The organism is Variovorax endophyticus, from assembly GCF_025376855.1.
Taxonomy (GTDB): domain Bacteria; phylum Pseudomonadota; class Gammaproteobacteria; order Burkholderiales; family Burkholderiaceae_C; genus Variovorax.
Map to the genome: position 1 here is coordinate 235,702 of NZ_JAHUTH010000003.1, position 17,664 is coordinate 253,365.

The 17,664-nt window shown below is 63.2% G+C and carries 21 protein-coding genes; 12 read left to right on the top strand and 9 right to left on the bottom strand.

Annotated elements, in window-relative coordinates; genetic code table 11:
- Positions 1–19: 19 nt before the first annotated feature.
- The 5 genes from KV106_RS05800 to KV106_RS05820 are packed head-to-tail and all read left to right on the top strand — an operon-like array spanning position 20 to position 2,000.
- Positions 20–391 carry a hypothetical protein gene (locus tag KV106_RS05800; protein WP_261207000.1) on the top strand — a complete coding sequence of 124 codons (372 nt, stop codon included), beginning with the start codon at positions 20–22 and terminating at the stop codon, positions 389–391.
- On the top strand, positions 378–773 hold the full coding sequence (locus KV106_RS05805) for a hypothetical protein (RefSeq protein ID WP_261207002.1): 396 nt from the start codon (positions 378–380) through the stop codon (positions 771–773). The genes KV106_RS05800 and KV106_RS05805 overlap by 14 nt, the downstream gene beginning before the upstream one ends.
- A complete protein-coding gene (locus tag KV106_RS05810) occupies positions 770–1,354 on the top strand; it encodes a glycoside hydrolase family 19 protein (RefSeq protein WP_261207003.1) in 585 nt (194 codons plus the stop codon). The genes KV106_RS05805 and KV106_RS05810 overlap by 4 nt, the downstream gene beginning before the upstream one ends.
- The gene (locus KV106_RS05815) at positions 1,351–1,704 is read left to right on the top strand and encodes a hypothetical protein (protein ID WP_261207004.1); all 354 of its coding nucleotides are present in this window, start codon (positions 1,351–1,353) and stop codon (positions 1,702–1,704) included. Before KV106_RS05810 ends, KV106_RS05815 begins: the two co-directional genes overlap by 4 nt.
- Entirely contained in the window at positions 1,701–2,000 is a 300-nt protein-coding gene (locus tag KV106_RS05820; RefSeq protein WP_261207005.1) for a hypothetical protein, read from the top strand. The genes KV106_RS05815 and KV106_RS05820 overlap by 4 nt, the downstream gene beginning before the upstream one ends.
- A gap of 239 nt (positions 2,001–2,239) precedes the next feature.
- Here the strand turns inward: KV106_RS05820 and KV106_RS05825 are convergent, their stop codons facing one another.
- Genes KV106_RS05825 through KV106_RS05845 form a run of 5 tightly spaced genes read right to left on the bottom strand, consistent with a single transcriptional unit; the run spans position 2,240 to position 4,782 of the window.
- Positions 2,240–2,539: a DUF2591 domain-containing protein gene (locus KV106_RS05825; protein ID WP_261207007.1), complete on the bottom strand. Its 300-nt coding sequence runs from the start codon at positions 2,537–2,539 to the stop codon at positions 2,240–2,242.
- Positions 2,536–2,778, bottom strand: a complete 243-nt coding sequence (locus tag KV106_RS05830; protein ID WP_261207009.1) for a hypothetical protein — start codon at positions 2,776–2,778, stop codon at positions 2,536–2,538. The genes KV106_RS05825 and KV106_RS05830 overlap by 4 nt, the downstream gene beginning before the upstream one ends.
- Positions 2,779–2,804: 26 nt before the next feature.
- On the bottom strand, positions 2,805–3,017 hold the full coding sequence (locus KV106_RS05835) for a hypothetical protein (RefSeq protein ID WP_261207011.1): 213 nt from the start codon (positions 3,015–3,017) through the stop codon (positions 2,805–2,807).
- Positions 3,018–3,041: 24 nt separating this feature from the next.
- Positions 3,042–4,340, bottom strand: a complete 1,299-nt coding sequence (locus KV106_RS05840; RefSeq protein ID WP_261207013.1) for a Y-family DNA polymerase — start codon at positions 4,338–4,340, stop codon at positions 3,042–3,044.
- A gap of 1 nt (position 4,341) precedes the next feature.
- The gene (locus KV106_RS05845; protein WP_261207015.1) at positions 4,342–4,782 is read right to left on the bottom strand and encodes a LexA family protein; all 441 of its coding nucleotides are present in this window, start codon (positions 4,780–4,782) and stop codon (positions 4,342–4,344) included.
- An 84-nt stretch (positions 4,783–4,866) separates the two neighbouring features.
- Between KV106_RS05845 and KV106_RS05850 the strand changes: the two genes are divergently transcribed.
- The 3 genes from KV106_RS05850 to KV106_RS05860 all read left to right on the top strand — a co-directional run bounded on the left by KV106_RS05850 (position 4,867) and on the right by KV106_RS05860 (position 8,174).
- Entirely contained in the window at positions 4,867–5,847 is a 981-nt protein-coding gene (locus KV106_RS05850; protein ID WP_261207017.1) for an SOS response-associated peptidase family protein, read from the top strand.
- Positions 5,848–5,856: 9 nt separating this feature from the next.
- On the top strand, positions 5,857–6,807 hold the full coding sequence (locus KV106_RS05855; protein ID WP_261207019.1) for an AlbA family DNA-binding domain-containing protein: 951 nt from the start codon (positions 5,857–5,859) through the stop codon (positions 6,805–6,807).
- A gap of 179 nt (positions 6,808–6,986) precedes the next feature.
- Positions 6,987–8,174, top strand: a complete 1,188-nt coding sequence (locus KV106_RS05860) for a hypothetical protein (RefSeq protein WP_261207021.1) — start codon at positions 6,987–6,989, stop codon at positions 8,172–8,174.
- Positions 8,175–8,833: 659 nt separating this feature from the next.
- Here KV106_RS05860 and KV106_RS05865 read toward each other — a convergent pair.
- Positions 8,834–9,457 (bottom strand): FMN-binding negative transcriptional regulator, encoded by a 624-nt coding sequence (locus tag KV106_RS05865; RefSeq protein ID WP_261207023.1) that lies wholly within the window; start codon positions 9,455–9,457, stop codon positions 8,834–8,836.
- Positions 9,458–9,465: 8 nt separating this feature from the next.
- Entirely contained in the window at positions 9,466–10,224 is a 759-nt protein-coding gene (locus KV106_RS05870) for a hypothetical protein (RefSeq protein WP_261207025.1), read from the bottom strand.
- Positions 10,225–10,360: 136 nt separating this feature from the next.
- Between KV106_RS05870 and KV106_RS05875 the strand changes: the two genes are divergently transcribed.
- Both KV106_RS05875 and KV106_RS05880 read left to right on the top strand, forming a co-directional pair.
- Positions 10,361–10,738 (top strand): VanZ family protein, encoded by a 378-nt coding sequence (locus KV106_RS05875; RefSeq protein ID WP_261207028.1) that lies wholly within the window; start codon positions 10,361–10,363, stop codon positions 10,736–10,738.
- 266 nt (positions 10,739–11,004) lie between these two features.
- Positions 11,005–11,289 carry a hypothetical protein gene (locus KV106_RS05880; RefSeq protein ID WP_057595717.1) on the top strand — a complete coding sequence of 95 codons (285 nt, stop codon included), beginning with the start codon at positions 11,005–11,007 and terminating at the stop codon, positions 11,287–11,289.
- A 67-nt stretch (positions 11,290–11,356) separates the two neighbouring features.
- On the opposite strand, the gene oxlT is transcribed toward KV106_RS05880, so the two are convergent.
- Together oxlT and KV106_RS05890 are read right to left on the bottom strand one after the other, a co-directional pair.
- Positions 11,357–12,682 carry an oxalate/formate MFS antiporter gene (oxlT, locus tag KV106_RS05885; protein WP_057595716.1) on the bottom strand — a complete coding sequence of 442 codons (1,326 nt, stop codon included), beginning with the start codon at positions 12,680–12,682 and terminating at the stop codon, positions 11,357–11,359.
- Between the two features lie 211 nt (positions 12,683–12,893).
- On the bottom strand, positions 12,894–13,718 hold the full coding sequence (locus KV106_RS05890) for a ferritin-like domain-containing protein (protein WP_057595715.1): 825 nt from the start codon (positions 13,716–13,718) through the stop codon (positions 12,894–12,896).
- A gap of 266 nt (positions 13,719–13,984) precedes the next feature.
- Between KV106_RS05890 and alaS the strand changes: the two genes are divergently transcribed.
- Together alaS and KV106_RS05900 are read left to right on the top strand one after the other, a co-directional pair.
- On the top strand, positions 13,985–16,609 hold the full coding sequence (gene alaS, locus KV106_RS05895) for an alanine--tRNA ligase (protein WP_057595714.1): 2,625 nt from the start codon (positions 13,985–13,987) through the stop codon (positions 16,607–16,609).
- Between the two features lie 19 nt (positions 16,610–16,628).
- A complete protein-coding gene (locus KV106_RS05900; protein WP_261207041.1) occupies positions 16,629–17,645 on the top strand; it encodes a 2-dehydropantoate 2-reductase in 1,017 nt (338 codons plus the stop codon).
- Positions 17,646–17,664: the final 19 nt, after the last annotated feature.

Sequence of the window (17,664 nt, forward strand, 5' to 3'; positions counted from 1 at the left end):
AAGAAAGCAGAGGGAATACATGGACATAGGCGACATCGCGGGCAATCCCATCGCGCAGCTGGTGTTCCTGATCTTGTCGGCCGCGGGTGGCTACAAGGTCTGGCGCGCGCAGCAGCCAGCCGAGGCCAAGGAACGCGCCGACAGCGAGGGGCAGATAGCCGCGCTCGGTACGTGGAAAGAGCTGCTCGAGGGGGAGCGCGCTGCCCGCGTTAAGGCCGAGGAGCGGGCCGACAAGTTCGCGGCCGAGCGGAACGAGGCGATGCAGCAGGTTTGGGAGATGCGAGGCCAGCTCACGGCAATGAATGAGGCCCTCACTGCGCAAACGTCGGAGCTGGCGTCCTTGCGCGATCAGGTCCGCCAACTGAAGGAGCAAATCCATGCGCCGCAATGAACTGCCAATTGATTCCGACGCAGCGCCGCTCGAGGAACTGCCGCGCCTCCGTGCGCCGCGTCAGTGGCGCCGCCTGCTCGAGACAGCGGCCGTCGTCGGAAGCCTCTTCCTTGGCGGCTTCGGCTCGGGCTACTTCTGGTCCACGCGCAACGCAGAGGCGCAGATCTCGCGCCAGCGCGAAGACCACCTCGCAGAGATAGGGCGCCTGCGCCAGGCCTATGGCGACCGCCTCTCTTCCATCGCCGGCCGCGTGACCGAAGCGGCCGATACCGCGGCGAGCGCTGCGCAGACCGCGGGCGAGGCCGCGAGCACTGCGCAGAACGCCGCACAAACCGCCAACCAGGCCGCGAAGACCGCGGCGAAGGATCTCAAGAAACCATGATCGATACCCAAACCCTCATCGCATGCACAGGCGCGACGCGCACGGACGCCGAGCGCTACACGCTGCACCTTGCGGACGGCATGAACCGTTTTCGGATCCATTCCGATAGCGCGGTGGCCGCGTTTCTCGGGCAGCTCACAATCGAGTCGGATGCCCTGCAGAAGGTCGAAGAGGATCTCAACTACAAGACGTCGGATCGCCTGCGCGAGATCTTCCCGAGCCTGTTCGTGAAAGGTGGCTATCGCGCCGAGGACTACATTCGCAACCCGCGCGCACTGAGCCAGCTTCGCTACAAGGGGTTCCACGGTCGTGGCCTGATTCAGTTGACCTGGGAAGAGGCCTACATCGCGGCTGGGCGCGCTATCGGCGCTGACTACCGCGGCAATCCGGATCTCCTCCTGCAGCCGCAGCATGCGGCCTTCTCCGCGTGCTGGTTCTTTGCCGAGTACAAGGGCTGTATCGCACCTGCCGAGCGCGGCGACATCTACGACGTGACCGGCCGCGTCAACGGGCCGAAGCGCCTCAAGTTGGCCGAGCGGAAAGCGGCCACGGCGCGCGCGTTCAAGGTGCTGAGCGCATGAGCATGCTGCAAGCTTTGATGGCGGTCCTTGGCATCAGCCTGGCGGGCAATGCTGCGCTCGGCTGGGCGTGGGTGGGCGCCCGAGAACGAGCGGCTACGTCGGTACTTCAGCGCGACGACGCGCGCGCCGCGGCCTCGGCCTGCAGCGATGCGACCGAGGATCTCCGCGACCTGGCCGACAAGCGCGGCGCGGAGGTGAAGAAAGCGCAGGCCTTGGCGCGCGCTGATGCCAGTGGGCGCCAGCAGGCGGCTCACACGATCCTGAGCACGCCGCCGGCGGTGCCGGGCGATGCCTGCGCGAGCGCACAGGTTCGCGTCGATGGGTGGCTGAGGGGGAGGGTGCAGCCATGAAGCGATTGGTGCTCCTGGGGGCGATGGTGGCCCTTGTAGGGCTTCTCGCGGCGTGCGGGGTGGCGCCCGTGCAAACCGTGAAGGTGCCGATCCCCGTCCCGTGCGATGCCGCCGAGCCGGCGCGGCCGGCGATGCCGACCGAGGCGCTTTTGCCTAGCGTGGATCTCGACCGGTTTGCCGCGGCGGCGATGGCGGAAATCGAGCTGCGCGAGGGCTATGAAAGCGAGCTGCGCGCCGCCGTGAGGGCTTGCGCGGCCCCGATTGATGCGGCGGGTACATTCCGAGCTTCCCGATAGACCTGTAGGCCAGCTATGCCGATGGATTTCCTCAAGCGCATCGAAGACGCTTCTTTTCCTCTCGCTCTGAGCGAAGCGTCCGATGTTCGCTGTGCTGTTGTGCTTGCTGCAGCGGATCTCATCGAGGCCAATCTCCCGCCGGCGGATGTGCCACTCGAGGGCGCGCACGCAGTCATCTTGCGGATCACGCCGCAGGGCCGCGCGGCCCTTTCGAAAAGCCGAGCGGGGCCGAAGACCGGTCAATCTGATACTTCGGCGCCGTAGCGCGCGGCCACAATGGCGCGGCCGACGGCTACGCGCGGAGTCGGCCCCTCTTGCCAGGGCGCGCGCCCGTCAGGAAAGCGACTGCCTGGCTTGCCTGTCACGATGGCGCACCACTGATAACCCTTGCCTGGCATAGGTGCGACGTGGATCGCCTCTCTCTCGAGCACTCGGTCGAAGCCCGGCCACTCGTTCGCATAGTCGATGTCGACCGGCTCGCCAAGCGCCTTTGCGATCCAGGCATTGAGCGCAGCACCGGCCAGCTCGGCTGTTTTCATGCTTCCGATGTGCCCAGCAGCGGTATCTCGGTGCCGTCAGCGGCCACCATGATCCCGGGCGTGCTGTGCGAGATCTCGATGCGTACGCCCATGTGGGTTTCGCTGCTGATGGTTTTGGGGTCGGCACCGCATCGGATGCGCGATTCTGTGTAGGCCTCGAGCTGCGGCGGCGTGAGTACGAATTTTTGCGGGTAGGCGTTGTTGTTGGCTTTCCAGTGGGCGGACAGCTTCTCGGTCATCGAAAGGTATAGGGATGCCATGCCGCTCACCTCGAGGCGCGCCGGATTTCCACCGGGCCGATGCCGTCGTAGACAGTCGTTCCATCTTTTAGAGAGGTGACGGTCCATCGGGCGCCGGGCGTCACCTTGTAGTCGCCAGGTGCCAGGGGAAGTGCATGCTCGTCGCGGGCCTCATCGCTGTACCAGGTCGGCGCGCTGAGGATGGCGGGCTCGGGAGGAAAAAAATCTGCTTGGCTCATGGCTTCGATTGTGAGTGGGGGGCGCTATGCCCGTGCGATAGGGACTTGGCGCCAGTCGGTGGTGTAGTTCGGAGTGCGTCGCTGCTGTTTCATCGTCCATTCGCGTTGGTCGCCCGCGGTGCCGGTGCTTGCGATCCGTAGCGTGCCCTTGCCGTATCGATCGTTCAGCGTGTCCACCGCACGCATCAGCTTGCTGCGTTCGCGGCCTTCCTCGCTCTCGAGGTCTAACTCGCCCTGCAGGATGCTTCCGTCGTTGAGTTCGAGCAGCATCACGCCTGCTTTCGCGATGTTGTAGCCGGGCTCAAACAGCAGTTCGATGCCCATCACTGCGGCCTGAGTGATGGCGGCTGTGTCGCACGTTGGCCGACGAAGAGGCACGGTCAGCGAGCGCGCGAACTTCGGGCCAGGCCGGAAGGGCGACGTGTGCGCAAAGACGTGAACCATGCCGGCCAAACTGCCTTGGCGGCGCAGCTTCTCGGCCGCGCGTGCCGCGAACTCGCTCACTGCTTCGATCAGCGGCGGCAGCTCGCGCACGGGATGCCCGAAAGAGCGCGTGCAGGCGATTTCTTTTTTTGGCGGTGGCGCGTCATCGAGGTCGATGCAGGACAGCCCTTGCAGCTCGCGCACCGTGCGCTCGAGCACGACGGACCACCGTCGCCTGGCTGTTGCTGGATCGAGCTTTGCGAGGTCTAGCGCAGTGGTCACGCCGCCTTCGCGCAACTGCTCGCCGATGCGCCGGCCTACCCCCCACACGTCGCCCACCTCGGTGCTGGCGAGCAGTTCCTCGACTTCGTTGCACGACAGCGAAGAGAGGTCGCAGACCTGGGCTTGCGTCGCGGGATAGCTGCCGGGCTTCCGTTCGGCGTCTTTGGCAATGTGGTTCGCGAGTTTGGCGAGGGTCTTGGTGGGAGCGATGCCCACGCAGCAGGGGATGCCGATCCACTGCAGGATGCGCGACCGCACGGCGCGCGCTCGCTCCCGCAGATCGCCTCGCACGCCCGTAACATCGATGAAAGATTCATCTATCGAATAGATTTCTTGCCCTGGGCCCATGCCGGCGGCCAAGCTCATCATGCGATCCGACATGTCGCCGTACAGGGTGAAGTTCGCCGACAGCGCCACGAGCCCGGCGTGCTCCTCGAGGTGGCGGAACTCGAAATGCGGCTGCGCCATCTTGACCCCGAGGGCCTTCGCTTCGTCGCTGCGACTGATCGCGCAGCCGTCGTTGTTGCTCAGGACGACGACAGGGCGCCCCTGCAGACTGGGCCGGAACACCCGTTCGCAGGAGACGTAAAAATTGTTCCCATCGAGCAGCGCGAACATCTCACGTACGAAATTGCTTGATGTTGCTCGTCACCACGCCCCACACCTCGACGGTCTGGCCTTCCGAAGGGGTGATGTCCGGGTAGGTGGGATTGCCGGCCTTGAGCTTGAGGCGGCCGCCGCGAAGATGTAGAAACTTCACTGCGAAATCGCCGTCGATCACAGCCACGACGATATGTCCGTGCTGCGGCTTGATCGCTCGATCAACCACCAGCATGTCGCCGTTCTCGATGCCGTGCCCGCTCATGCTGTCGCCGGCCACGCGAAGGAGGAACGTTGCCTGTGGGTGCGTGATGAGGATGGCATTGAGGTCGATGCGCTTGACGAGAAAATCCTCGGCAGGCGACGGAAAGCCGGCGTGCACCGTCACCTCGGCCATCGGCAGCAGCTGGCTCTCGGTGCTCACTGGCACCGGGGCGGGTTGTGCTGCAATACTGTTCATACATACAGTATAGGGCGGGCAGGCGCAGGGGCGTCACCCCTTTTGCTTACAGCGCCCCCGGGCGCGCATCGGAGACACCTCGTCATGTGCTTTTCCGCTTCGACCCGAGCTGAGCATTCCGCCTTCCGGCGGCTGTTCCCGAAATCCCTACTGTCGATCAAGGACTTTTACCGGGAATACATCTCGCGCAAGAAGAAGCCGAGGCCCTTCGTGCCGAAGTTTCCGAAGGCGATGGATGCCAACTTTTCCAACCCGACGACCGACGAGGAGCGGGCCATCAAGGCGCTAATCGATGAGTACGACGCTGAGCAGGCGATGGGGTACGAGCGAACGCTTTTCGAGCAGCGCGCGCGCCTCGTGAAGGCCGAGCGAAAGCTGCAGGAGAAGGAGACGAAGACGGCGCTCCACGACCAGCGCGTGGCGTCTGAAAAAATCGCAGCGGCCCTGGCGAAGCTCGAGGACCTGAAGCGCACCGAACTGAAGCCGCGGGACGGGCGCATCTTTCCGGGGTGGTATGCCTCGGTGCTGGTCATCGAGGACGGCGAATGGCTCATCAAGCCGATGCGCTACCAGTGCCGGCCGGCGGGAAAACCTGTCTTTTACGACACGAAGTACCCTGGCACCTACAACGCGCGGCGCAACAGCCTCGAGGGCTTCTGGAAGGGCCAATTTGGGCAGACCCACGGGCTCATGATCGTCAACGGCTTCTACGAGAACGTGAAGCGGCACGACATGGAGCACCGAGAGTTGCGGCCGGGCGAGGAGCCCGAGAACGTCGTGCTCGAGTTCCGACCGCGGCCGACACAAGACATGCTCATCGCGTGCCTCTACTCGAGGTGGACGCCTCCAGAGGGCTCGGACGAGCCGGAATTGTGGTCTTTCGCGGCGATCACGGATGAGCCGCCGCCGGAGGTCGCGGATGCCGGCCATGATCGTTGCATCGTGCAACTGCGACAGGAAAACGTCGAAGCTTGGCTTTCGCCGCAGCGGCGGTCAAAAGCGGAGCTTGAGGGGTTGCTTGATGATAAAGAGCGACCGTATTACGAGCACCTTTTGGCAGCATGACTATTAAAAATGAAAATTGAACTTTTACGCGAAATCGAAAGACTAGTAGAGGGTAGGGCGCCAGAGTCGCCCACTCTGGAATTTAAGGCTGGGGATGCGCTAAGAAATGGTGGGAAAAATCCTTCCGAGATGATCAAGGATATATCTGGCATGGCAAATGCCGCGGGCGGCAGAATTATTTATGGAATTTCCGAGGATGGCCCAAAAAATGACCGTTGCGCAAGTAATTTTTCGCCGGTAATGGATGAGAATGTTTCTGCAGATTGGATATCCCAAGTGGTGGCAAGTCGTACTTCTCCGCCAATTCCGTCCTTAAGCGTTCAGTCGATTCCCAAGGGGAGTGGAAGAATTTTCGTTGTTGATGTTGCTCAAGGCAATACCGCGCATCAATCACTGTTCGATAATATTTATTATCAACGTATCGGCGCGCAAGTTCTAGCAATGCAAGATTTTCAGGTGCGCGATGTTATGAATCGCAGGATGGGTCCTGTATTAAATATTGCCTTGCAAAGGCGAATAACGAACTATCCGAAGGAAGAGGCGCGTGGATATCATTTTTATCCTACGATACAAAATGTCGGGCACATAACCGTGAGCAACTGGAGGCTGCGGGTTTTGGTTCCTCAATTGGCATATTTTTTACGTGAAAAAGACAATGCCATCGTGCTCGGGGGCGATAGGTTGGTTACTACGGATTTATCCCGCACTGAAACTGGTATGTGTAATGTTTATACGTACTCATCCGGAGCATTGTCGACCTTAAACAAAGAAGATTTACATCCAGGAGAATTGCTTCAACTCCAGGGGGGAGTGGCGCTTCCAGAGATAAATCTAAAAGTAAGCAATAAAAATTATGAAAATCTAAAAGCGTCTTCGGCAGCGATTTATTGGTTTTTTTACAGCCTCAATGCAAGACCTTTATTGGGATCGTTGACCTTTGATGAGTGGTGTGATTTTTGAGGTTCGGCAACGCAAATGTTATTTTGCGCTAATGCGCATACCCGCATTAAGGTGTCAATATGAATAGCAATATGACTATGACGTGCAAGGTTTGCGAACAAGACACGGATTGCCGGATAGGCTACTCAAACAGGCAAATCCAACCGCTTAGTTTTGCTTGTCCGCATTGCGGGTCGCTAATGAAAATCACGCTCGATATTTCTCAGGCACCACGCTCGATTTTCACGTATGAATCGTGCGAAATGTCCAAAAATCAGCCGACTAAGCTTTTTGACGGATCAAATCCGTTTGTGGATTTGCATTTAGATTTTCCGGTGAAATTTGGAAAATATATCCAAGGTGGCACTCCCTTTTTTATGGCCCTGCAAGAGCTAAGCGGGGGCCCTGATCCGGAACTGGGGGCGCGCAAAATGGCGTTTCATGTTCAAAGGCTGGATCAGTTAAATTACTTCCATGATCGTGCTGGCGAAATTAAAACGATCATCCGACTTTATAGCGGAAATAACAAGCAACTATTTAAAAAGCGAGTTGGTGAATTTCTCAAACAAGATCAAGGCGCTTCGCTAAAGCCTCAGGACGTCAACGCCTCGCTTTATCAATTCATTAGCTTTGTATTTTTGCCCTTCTTAGATTTTGGTGAAATCAAAGAAGTCGTTGATGGCTTTTCGGATTTAATTGGAAGACTGCCTAGGAGTGCTCTTGAAAAATTTGTATGGTCGCTGATGGCAACTGGATTTCTTGGCAATCTTCAGAAGGATTGTTTGAATATATATCCTGAAATCTATAATGCAGAAATGGCCCTTCGGCCTGCATTTTTTCTCGATCTGGTTGGTGGCTATGAGAAAGCTAAAACGGCAGCTAGAATTTCAACCAAAGACTTCCAGTCCTATAAGGATCTTTATAAAGATATCATAGAGGTTTTTTCTAGACAGCTTGTCATTCTCGCGGGAATCAATAACTTAATCCAACGAGGAGATAGCGAATCATTTCCCAAAATCGATGGCGGAGTGTTAAGCTCCATGGAGAAATTTACTGCGAAAGCACTTTCTGATAAATTTAAGTACTTGGATAATTGTTTTTACAACATTAATCCGGACGCAATAGACGCGGGAGTTAGAAATTCAATTGCGCACAACAATGTAAATTACGATGAAATTTCGCAAATAGTCACTTACTATCCCAAAGGCGGTGGCATTGCTCAAACGCCCGGTCAAACCATCTACTTCTTGGATTTTATGCGGATGGTTCTTGTGTTATTTCGAGAAATGCACAATCTTCATCACATGATTAAAGCCTTGTTCTATTTGGAGTATCTTGTGTTCCAGCCAGGCAGAGAGAAATTAGCGACGAATGGGGGGAATGACTGAGTCAGTTCGCGGCGAACATGTCCGTGCGATCAGTGGATCCGTCCAACGCCTGGCGTAGTTCGGCGTCTGATGCTGCTGGCATCCTTTGACTTTGGTGAGGGGGCTGGCTTCAGCTCGATGTTAGGCAAGACGCCTTGTTGCTATCTCGCGACAAATTTGAGGCTTATCGTGTAGGCATTTCTGTAGGTATCCCAGAAAAAATCTTTGGGAAGCCGCATGGATGCTTGATATTTGCCTCGCTCCATCTGCGCTTTAAGGGCATGGTCCAATAGCTCGTATGACGGCCGAGCATTTCCAATCATGAGCTGGCGGAGCAAATTGAGGTGGTTGGCGATGCTGCAACAAGCAACTTCATGCCCCCAATCGAAGGGGGCCACCAAACTCAGATATCTTTCGAATTTGCACGTTGCTGCCGTTAGCTGCCGCTTGTGTGCGCTTGACTCGCCTAGCACGTCAGCTTGACGCCAGCGGCGCGGCTATCGCGGTTTCCGGACTCAGCGTCGTTGGAGCTATCCAAATGGCGGCGTAGCTTTTGGCGTAGGTTTCAGTGAATCTACTGCATTTTCACTGGAGGGCGAGCTTCTACCATTGAACTACACCCGCGTGGGGGCGGATTCTAACGTCAGTCCGAAGGTGGGGCAGTACGCCCAGGGCCAAGGTCACCGCTTGATGAGCCCACCCACGACCCGCGCCGCCAGCGACACCTCCCCCTCCAGGTTCCGCACCAGGCTCTCCCGATCCGCATCGGTGCGCTGCTGGGAAAGAAACCGCTTGCCGGTCAAGCCCTCGATCTGGATCTCGAAGCCCACGAGCCGCCGTGCCGTCTCGCCGAGGAATTCGGGCGATGCGTCCTCCACCGACCAGGGCTGCGGTCGCCCCGCCTCCTGCGCCGCGGTCAACGCCGCAAGGTGGGCGCGCATCCAGTCGGCGTCGTCGATGAATCGCAGCCGCCCTTGCGCCTGCACCGCCACGTAGTTCCAGCTCGGTGCATTGCGGCCGCTGCGCTGTCCGTTGACGTACCAGCGCGGGGAAATGTAGGCGTTGGGGCTCTGGAAGACGGCGGTGACCTCGGTCTCTCCCGGGTCCTGCGTCCACAGCGAATGGCTTCGCGCCACGTGGCCCGACAGCAGGCCATGCGCGCCGCGGTCCGAGAGGTGCAGGGGCAGCAGGTTCGCGTCCATCTTCCCCGAGCGGGCGACGACGACGGTGGCGAGCGGGTAGTCGCGCATGAGCCGGTGCAGCTCCTCGCGCTCGGTCATGGCGAACAGCGGTTGAACGTGCATGGGTCGTGCTACTTCGCGCCGCTGACCAGCGTCTGCACCGTCGCACGCGAAATCGCTGCGATGTGCGCATCGATCGCCGCCACCACCGGCTGGAATTCGGCCTTGCTCAACTGGTTGAAGTCCTTCGGTTCCGCGAAGTCCTTGAGCTGCCGCACGCGGCCTTCCTGCAAGGTCTTCAAGGGCTCGTAGGCCGAGAGCTCGAGCGGCGGGGCGAGGGCGAAGACCTTGGCCTCCATCGCGGGCACGGCGAAGTAGCGCGTCGAGCCGAACATGCTGCGCGTGAAGAGGCCCGAGTTCGCCATGTAGCTCTCGGCGCAGGGGCCGCCGCTGCACTCCAGGCGCGCCAGGGTGCGCTTGCCCTCGACCACGACGACCGCCGCGATCTGTTCCTCCCTGAGCTTCTGCGTTGCCCAGGCTTGCGCCGGATTGGCGCGCCAGCCGTCGTTCTGCGAGACGGCGAGTGCATTGACGCTGGTGGTGGCGTAGCTCGTGAGGCGCACGACCTGGAAGCCGGCGCGCTCGAGGTCGGCCGTGAAGACGTCGTAGGTTCGCGAAGTCGGGTTCCACGGAAACTGGTGGTTCGCCGCGAAGTTGGTGAAGACGGTGGTGCCCACGTGCAGGTGCTGCGCGGGCGCCGGCATGTTGACGAGCAGGCCCACCTTCGCACCCTTGGGCAGCTTGCCGGCATTGGGTGGAACGGGGGGCGCGGTGGTGCAGCCCACGAGCGCGGTGGCGAGCATGGCCAGGGCCAGAAGCCGTTTGAGCATCGGTTGTCTCCTCGTTTTCTTCTTGGACGAATGCGCCCGGATGCGGGCACGCGCGATTCTGCGGGGACGCCGCGCGCGAGGGCAAGCCGCGGCTGTCGTGGGCGGCACAATCGAGGGCTTTGCTACAGGAGATGGCGTGAGCCGACCGGAGATCTTTTCGCATGCGGCCCTCGCCGGCCCGCGCAAGTGGCGCTGGCTGCTGGCCCTCACGATGCTCGCGGTGCTCGTGCTGAGCCTGCTGCCCCAGAACGTGCCGATGCCGAGCACGGGCTGGGACAAGTCCAACCATCTGCTGGCCTTCGCGACGCTTGGTGGCCTCGGCTGCTGGTCGTGGCCCGGTCGGTTGCGCTTCGTGCTGCCGGCGCTGCTGGCCTATGGCGGATTGATCGAGGTGCTGCAGTCCTTCACGCCCGATCGCTCGGCGGAATTCGAGGACCTGCTGGCGGACGCGATCGGGCTGCTGATCGGCGCGGCCATTGCCGCCTTCCTGGCGAGCCGGCTGCGGCGCGCCTGAGGCGCGCGGGACGCGGATCGCGGGCCCCAAAAAAACACCCGCCGAAGCGGGTGAGGTGAGCATGTAGCTCAGGGGGAGGGAGGATTCGAGCGAAGTTTCCGATGAAAACAAAAGTTTAACGTCGGTACTTTCCCTGCCCTCATGCCGGCCGCGATTCCGTGAACGATTCCCTCGTGTCTACGCCCGCGTGGCGCATGAGACTACAGACCGCCGCCGCCCGGCGGCCAAGGATGGCTCCATCGCATCACATCCGAAAGGAGCTTCCCATGATGTTCGACTTCCTTCGTTCGAGCCCGACCGCCTACCTGAAGCGCGCAGCGACGCTGCTCGAGGAGGCGCAGATGGCGCGCATCGAGCACCAGGCCGCGGCCGAGCACCACAGCGCGCTGGCGCGCATGTACGCCGAGCGGGTGCGGCGCCTCGAGAGCGAGCTCTACCGGCCGCAGCCCTCCAGCGGCGCGGATGCGCCCAAGGTGTCCGAGGAGCGCCCGCAACCTCAGCTCTACTCGCTCGATGCCGGCCGGCGTGCCGGCGCGACCTCGGCGAGCTGACACTGCCCGCAGAAAGAAGACAAAACGGCCGCTGATGCGGCCGTTTTTCTTTGGGGCGGAAACGTCTTCAGTTGCGCGCGGCCGCCGCCGCGTTCGCGGCCTCGATGGTGCGCCGGCGCAGCGGCGCCAGCACCAGCTTGGCCGCGATGCCCGAGGCGATCGACACCACCGCGACCAGCAGGAACACGCGGTCCCAGTTGCCGCCCGCGGCCAGCACGGTGCCCAGCGGCACGAACAGCGAGGCGGTGCCCTTGGCCGTGTACATGGTGCCGGCGTTGCCGGCGGCGTTCTTGATGCCGAAGGTGTCGGCCACCAGCGCCGGGAAGATCGAGTAGATCTCGCCCCAGAACAGGAACACCAGCGCCGCGAAGGTCATGAAGGCCACCGGCTCGTGGCCGTACTGGCGCAGGCCCAGCAGGGCCAGGCCCTCGCCGATGAAGACGATCAGCATGGTGTTCTCGCGGCCGATCTTGTCCGACACGAAGCCGCACAGCGGCCGCGTGAAGCCGTTGGCCAGGTTGTCGATGGCCAGCGTCATGGTCAGCAGGGGCATCGACAGGCCGAGGAAGTGCATCGGCATCTTGTCGATGTGGTAGTCCTTGGCGATCGGGCCGATCTCGGCCGTGGCCATCAGGCCGCCCGCGGCCACCAGCACGAACAGCAGGTAGGTGAGCCAGAAGACCGGGGTCTTGACCATCGCGGCCGGCGTGTAGTCGACCTTGGTCATCACCAGGCGGGTCTGCGCGATCACGCCGCTGGGTACGAAGGGCTTCACCATGAACATCGACATCACGAAGATGCAGGCGCCCTGCAGGATGCCGAAGTACAGGAAGGTGTGCTCGTAGCCCGAGGTCTGGATCATGTTGGCGATCGGGATCACGGTGATCGCCGCGCCGGCGCCGAAGCCAGCGGCCGTGAGGCCCGCGGCCAGGCCGCGGCGGTCGGGGAACCACTTGAGCGCGTTGCCCACGCAGGTGCCGTAGACGCAGCCGGCGCCGATGCCCGAGATCACGGCCGCGGCGTAGAGCACCGGCAGGCTGTCGGCGTAGGCGTTGATGATCCAGCCGCAGGCCGCGAGGATCGCGCCGCCGGCGATCACCGGCCGCGGGCCGAAGCGGTCGACCAGCCAGCCTTCGATCGGCACCAGCCAGGTCTCGACCACGACGAAGACCGAGAACGCGATCTGGATCGCGGCCAGCCCCCAGTGGTGCTTGGCCTCCATCGGTGCGACGAACAGGGTCCAGCCGTACTGGACGTTGGCGATCATCGCCATGCAGACGATGCCCAGCGAGAGCTGGATCCAGCGCGTCGAGGGTTTGCGGGTGGTGGAGGAAGCCGAGGCGGAGCGCGGCGCGCTGCTGCTCTCCACGGCGATGGGCGAGGGAGTGGTCATGACGAACCTGTCCTTTGTCTCTGGGCGAGTCTGTAGTTATGGAAGGTGCTCGGAGCCTTCGCATGGATGGCTTCCGAAACGGTTTCCACTGTCGGAGCGTTCGCCTCAAAAACTCTTGACGCGCGTCAATTTCATGCCGATGGCGGCATGCTCGTTGTCCCTTATTCGCTGTCGTGAATGGATGGCCGCGCGGGCCCGCATGCACCGTGCCTCAGCGCAGGAACACGTGCTGCATGAACTGCTGGATCGGGTACTGCACCACCGTCTGCACGCGCGCCGGCAGCTCGAGCGGACGCATCAGCATCTTGAGCGTGGCGCCCGGGCTCAGGTGGGTGCGGATGGTGCGGTTCATGGTGGCGCCGAGGCCGCGCACGTAGGCGGCATCGTCGGCACGCTCGGGCGAGCGCGCGCGCACCACGTGGCGGATCGCGCAGTCGGCGTCCTCGCTCTTGAGTTCCAGCGTGCGCCGGCCGATGGTGCCGAGCACGCGGAAGCGGCCCAGCCCTTCCTGCTCGCGGTAGCGGCGGAAGAAGCGATAGAAGTGCTTGTAGTGGTTGACCTCGTCGGTCGCGATGCGGGTCGCGAGGTCGTGCAGCACGGGCTCGTCGGTGCTGCGCGCCATGGCCTTGTAGTAGGTGGCGGTGCCGGTCTCGACCACGCAGCGCGCGCTCATCTCGAGGCCGCGCGTGGGCGCCAGCAGCTCGACCTTGCAGTAGGTGGCGTACTCCTCGAGGAAGCCGCGGTAGGCCTGCTCCCAGGGAAACTCGGGCCAGACGTACTCGACGTAGGCGCGCAGCGCCTTGCCGTGCTGCAGTTCCTCCTGCTCCCACTGGGTGCTGAGCCAGGCGGTGACTTCCTCATCGCCACGAAAGAAATCGACCAGGTTGTGGGTGTAGAGGTCGGAACCGCTTTCGATGAAGGAGGCGGCGGCCACCAGGTAGAAGAGGTTCTCGTCGCTGCGCACCCTGTCGAGCGCGATGCGCGAGAAGTCGAGGTCTTCGATCGTCCAGTGCGCTTCCGCCTCGTGGCTTGCCATGCGTGTTCCTTGATTCATGTCCAGATGAATAGGAGGGGGCCGGCCGGTTTTGGTTCTCGCCGGTCCCCGGATTCGCGTCAGGGCACATATTAGCCCCGCGCCAGGGAGCGTGCAGCGGGGGATTGCATCCGGCCGGGCCGCCCGGCGGGCGCCAAACCTATAATCGATTGTTCAAGCAAATCAAGCAGTTAGGCCGGTTCGCCGCAGTGGGTTCGACATGAGGGTCGCCATCGCCGCGCCGCCCTCGACAGAAGACGAATCCAAAGATGAGCCAGCCCACATTCACTGTCGCGGACATCCGCAAGACCTTTCTCGATTTCTTCGCCTCCAAGGGCCACACGGTGGTGGCCTCGAGCCCGCTGGTGCCGGGCAACGACCCGACGCTGATGTTCACCAACTCGGGCATGGTGCAGTTCAAGGACGTGTTCCTCGGCGAAGACAAGCGCCCCTACGTGCGCGCCGCCTCGGTCCAGGCCTGCCTGCGCGCCGGCGGCAAGCACAACGACCTCGAGAACGTGGGCTACACCGCGCGCCACCACACCTTCTTCGAGATGCTGGGCAACTGGAGCTTCGGCGACTACTTCAAGCGCGAATCGCTGCACTGGGGCTGGGAGCTGCTCACCCAGGTCTTCAAGCTGCCGCCCGAGCGCCTGCTGGCCACGGTCTACCACGAGGACGACGAGGCCTTCGACATCTGGACCAAGGAGATCGGCCTGCCGCCCGAGCGCGTGATCCGCATCGGCGACAACAAGGGCGGCAAGTACAAGTCCGACAACTTCTGGATGATGGCCGACACCGGCCCCTGCGGCCCGTGCTCCGAGATCTTCTACGACCACGGCCCGCACATCCCCGGCGGTCCCCCGGGCAGCCCGGAGGAAGACGGCGACCGCTTCATCGAGATCTGGAACCACGTGTTCATGCAGTTCGACATGCAGGACGACGGCAGCGTCGTCAAGCTGCCCGCGCCCTGCGTCGACACCGGCATGGGCCTGGAACGCCTGGCGGCGATCCTGCAGCACGTGCACAGCAACTACGAGATCGACATCTTCGATGCGCTGATCAAGGCCGCCGCGCGCGAGACCGGCGAGAAGGACCTCGCGAACAACTCGCTCAAGGTGATCGCCGACCACATCCGCGCCACCGCCTTCCTGGTGGCCGACGGCGTGATCCCCTCGAACGAAGGGCGTGGCTATGTGCAGCGGCGCATCATCCGCCGCGCGATCCGCCATGGCTACAAGCTGGGGCAGAAGAAGCCCTTCTTCCACAAGCTGGTGCCCGACCTGGCGAGGCTGATGGGCGAGGCCTATCCGAAGCTGGTGGCCGACGAGAAGCAGATCACCGACACGCTCAAGGCCGAGGAAGAGCGCTTCTTCGAGACGCTGGCGATCGGCATGGAAATCCTCGACACGGCGCTGGCCGGCGGCGTGAAGACCCTGCCGGGCGACGTGGCCTTCAAGCTGCACGACACCTACGGCTTCCCGCTCGACCTGACGCAGGACGTCTGCCGCGAGCGCGACGTGCAGGTCGACGAGGCCGGCTTCAACGAAGCGATGCGGCGCCAGAAGGAAGCCGGCCGCGCGGGCGGCAAGTTCAAGATGGAGCGCGCGGTCGAGTACAGCGGCGCGGGCAACGTCTTCACCGGCTACGAACACCTCGAGGAAGCGGCCAAGGTGCTGGCGCTGTACCTCGAAGGCTCGGCCGTGCAGGAACTCAAGGAAGGCCAGAGCGGCATCGTGGTGCTCGACACCACCCCGTTCTACGCCGAGAGCGGCGGCCAGGTCGGCGACCAGGGCTTCATCTCGGCCGAGGGCGTGCAGTTCGGCGTCGAGGACACGCTCAAGATCAAGGCCGACGTCTACGGCCACCACGGCACGCAGACCCAGGGCACGCTCAAGGTCGGCGACAGCGTCAAGGCCGCGGTCGACGGCGCGCGCCGCGCCGCCACCATGCGCAACCACTCGGTCACCCACCTGATGCACAAGGCGCTGCGCGAGGTGCTCGGCGGCCACGTGCAGCAGAAGGGCTCGCTGGTCGATGCCGACAAGACGCGCTTCGACTTCGCGCACAACGCACCGGTCACGCGCGAGCAGATCCTCGAGATCGAGCAGCGCGTGAATGCCGAGATCCTCGCCAACGCCGCCACGCAGGCGCGCGTGATGGACATGGAATCGGCCCAGAAGACCGGCGCGATGATGCTGTTCGGCGAGAAGTACGGCGAGACCGTGCGCGTGCTCGACATCGGCTCGAGCCGCGAACTCTGCGGCGGCACGCACGTGGCGCGCACCGGCGACATCGGCCTGTTCAAGATCGTGAGCGAAGGCGGCGTGGCCGCCGGCGTGCGCCGCGTCGAGGCCATCACCGGCGCCAATGCGCTGGCCTATCTGCAGGACCTCGAATCCACCGTGCACAGCGCGGCCGCCACGCTCAAGGCGCCGGCCGCCGAGCTGCAGGGCCGGCTGGCCCAGGTGCTCGACCAGGTCAAGGCGCTCGAGCGCGAAGTCGGCTCGCTCAAGGGCAAGCTTGCTTCCTCCAAGGGCGACGAGCTGCTGGCGCAGGCCATCGAGGTCAAGGGCGTGAAGGTGCTGGCCGCCAAGCTCGACGGCGCCGATGCCAAGACGCTGCGCGACACCATGGACAAGCTCAAGGACAAGCTCAAGAGCGCCGCCATCGTGCTGGCCGCGGTCGACGGCGCCAAGGTGCAGCTCGCGGCCGGCGTCACGGCCGACGCGATGGGCAAGGTCAAGGCCGGCGAGCTCGTCAACTTCGTGGCCCAGCAGGTGGGCGGCAAGGGCGGCGGCAAGCCCGACCTGGCGATGGCCGGCGGCACCGATGCCGCCGCGCTGCCCGCGGCGCTGCAGTCGGTGCAGGCCTGGGTGAGCGAACGCCTCTGATCCCGCGGAAACCGTCGCGATGACCGACACGGTGCCCGGCGAAGTCCTCGTGATGGGCGCGGGCACCATCGGCTGCTTCGTCGGCGGCAGCCTCGCGGCGGCCGGCGTGCCGGTCACCTTCGTCGGTCGCCCGCGCGTCCTGCAGGCGCTGGCCGCGCGGGGCCTGGCCCTGACCGATCTCGAAGGCCGCAGCCACCAATTGCCGGCCGAAGGCCTGCACCTGGTCGACCGGGTCCCCGGCGGCATCAAGCCCGCGCTGGTGCTGCTTGCCGTGAAGAGCGGTGCCACCGCCGAGGCCGCGGCCGAGCTGGCCTTCTCGCTGCCCGCGGGCACGCTGGTGGTTTCGCTGCAGAACGGGGTCTCGAATGCCGCGGTCGCGTCCGAGGCCGGTCCCACGCTCAACGTGGTGCCGGCGATGGTGCCCTACAACGTCGCCGAGCTCGGCCCCGGTGCCTTCCACCGCGGCACGCCGGGCCGGCTCGCGGCGCGCGACGACGAGGCGCTGCGGCCCTGGCTGCCGGTGTTCGAGCGCGCCGGCGTGCCGCTCGACCTGCATGCCGACCTGCGGCCGATCCAGTGGGGCAAGCTGCTGATCAACCTCAACAACCCGGTCAATGCGCTGTCGGGCCTGCCGCTGCGCGAGCAGCTGATGCAGCGCGGCTACCGGCGCTGCTTCGCGGCGCTGATGGACGAGGGCCTGCGCGTGCTGCGCCAGGCCGGCATCTCGCCGGCCCAGGTCACGGCCGTGCCGCCGCGCCGGCTGCCGGGCCTGCTGCGGCTGCCCGACTGGCTGTTCCGCATCGTCGCCGCGCGCATGCTGCGCATCGACGCCAAGGCGCGCTCGAGCATGGCCGACGACCTCGCGCTCGGCCGGCGCACCGAGATCGACGCGCTCAGCGGCGAGATCGTGCGGCTGGCCGAGGCCTGCGGCCTGGAGGCGCCGCGCAACGCGCGCATGGTCGAGTTGCTCGAGGCCTGGCCCGCGGCGCGGCAGCGCTTCTCGGCACGGCAGTTGCAAGACGCTTTGAAGCTGTAAGTCGGCCGCTGTACCCTCG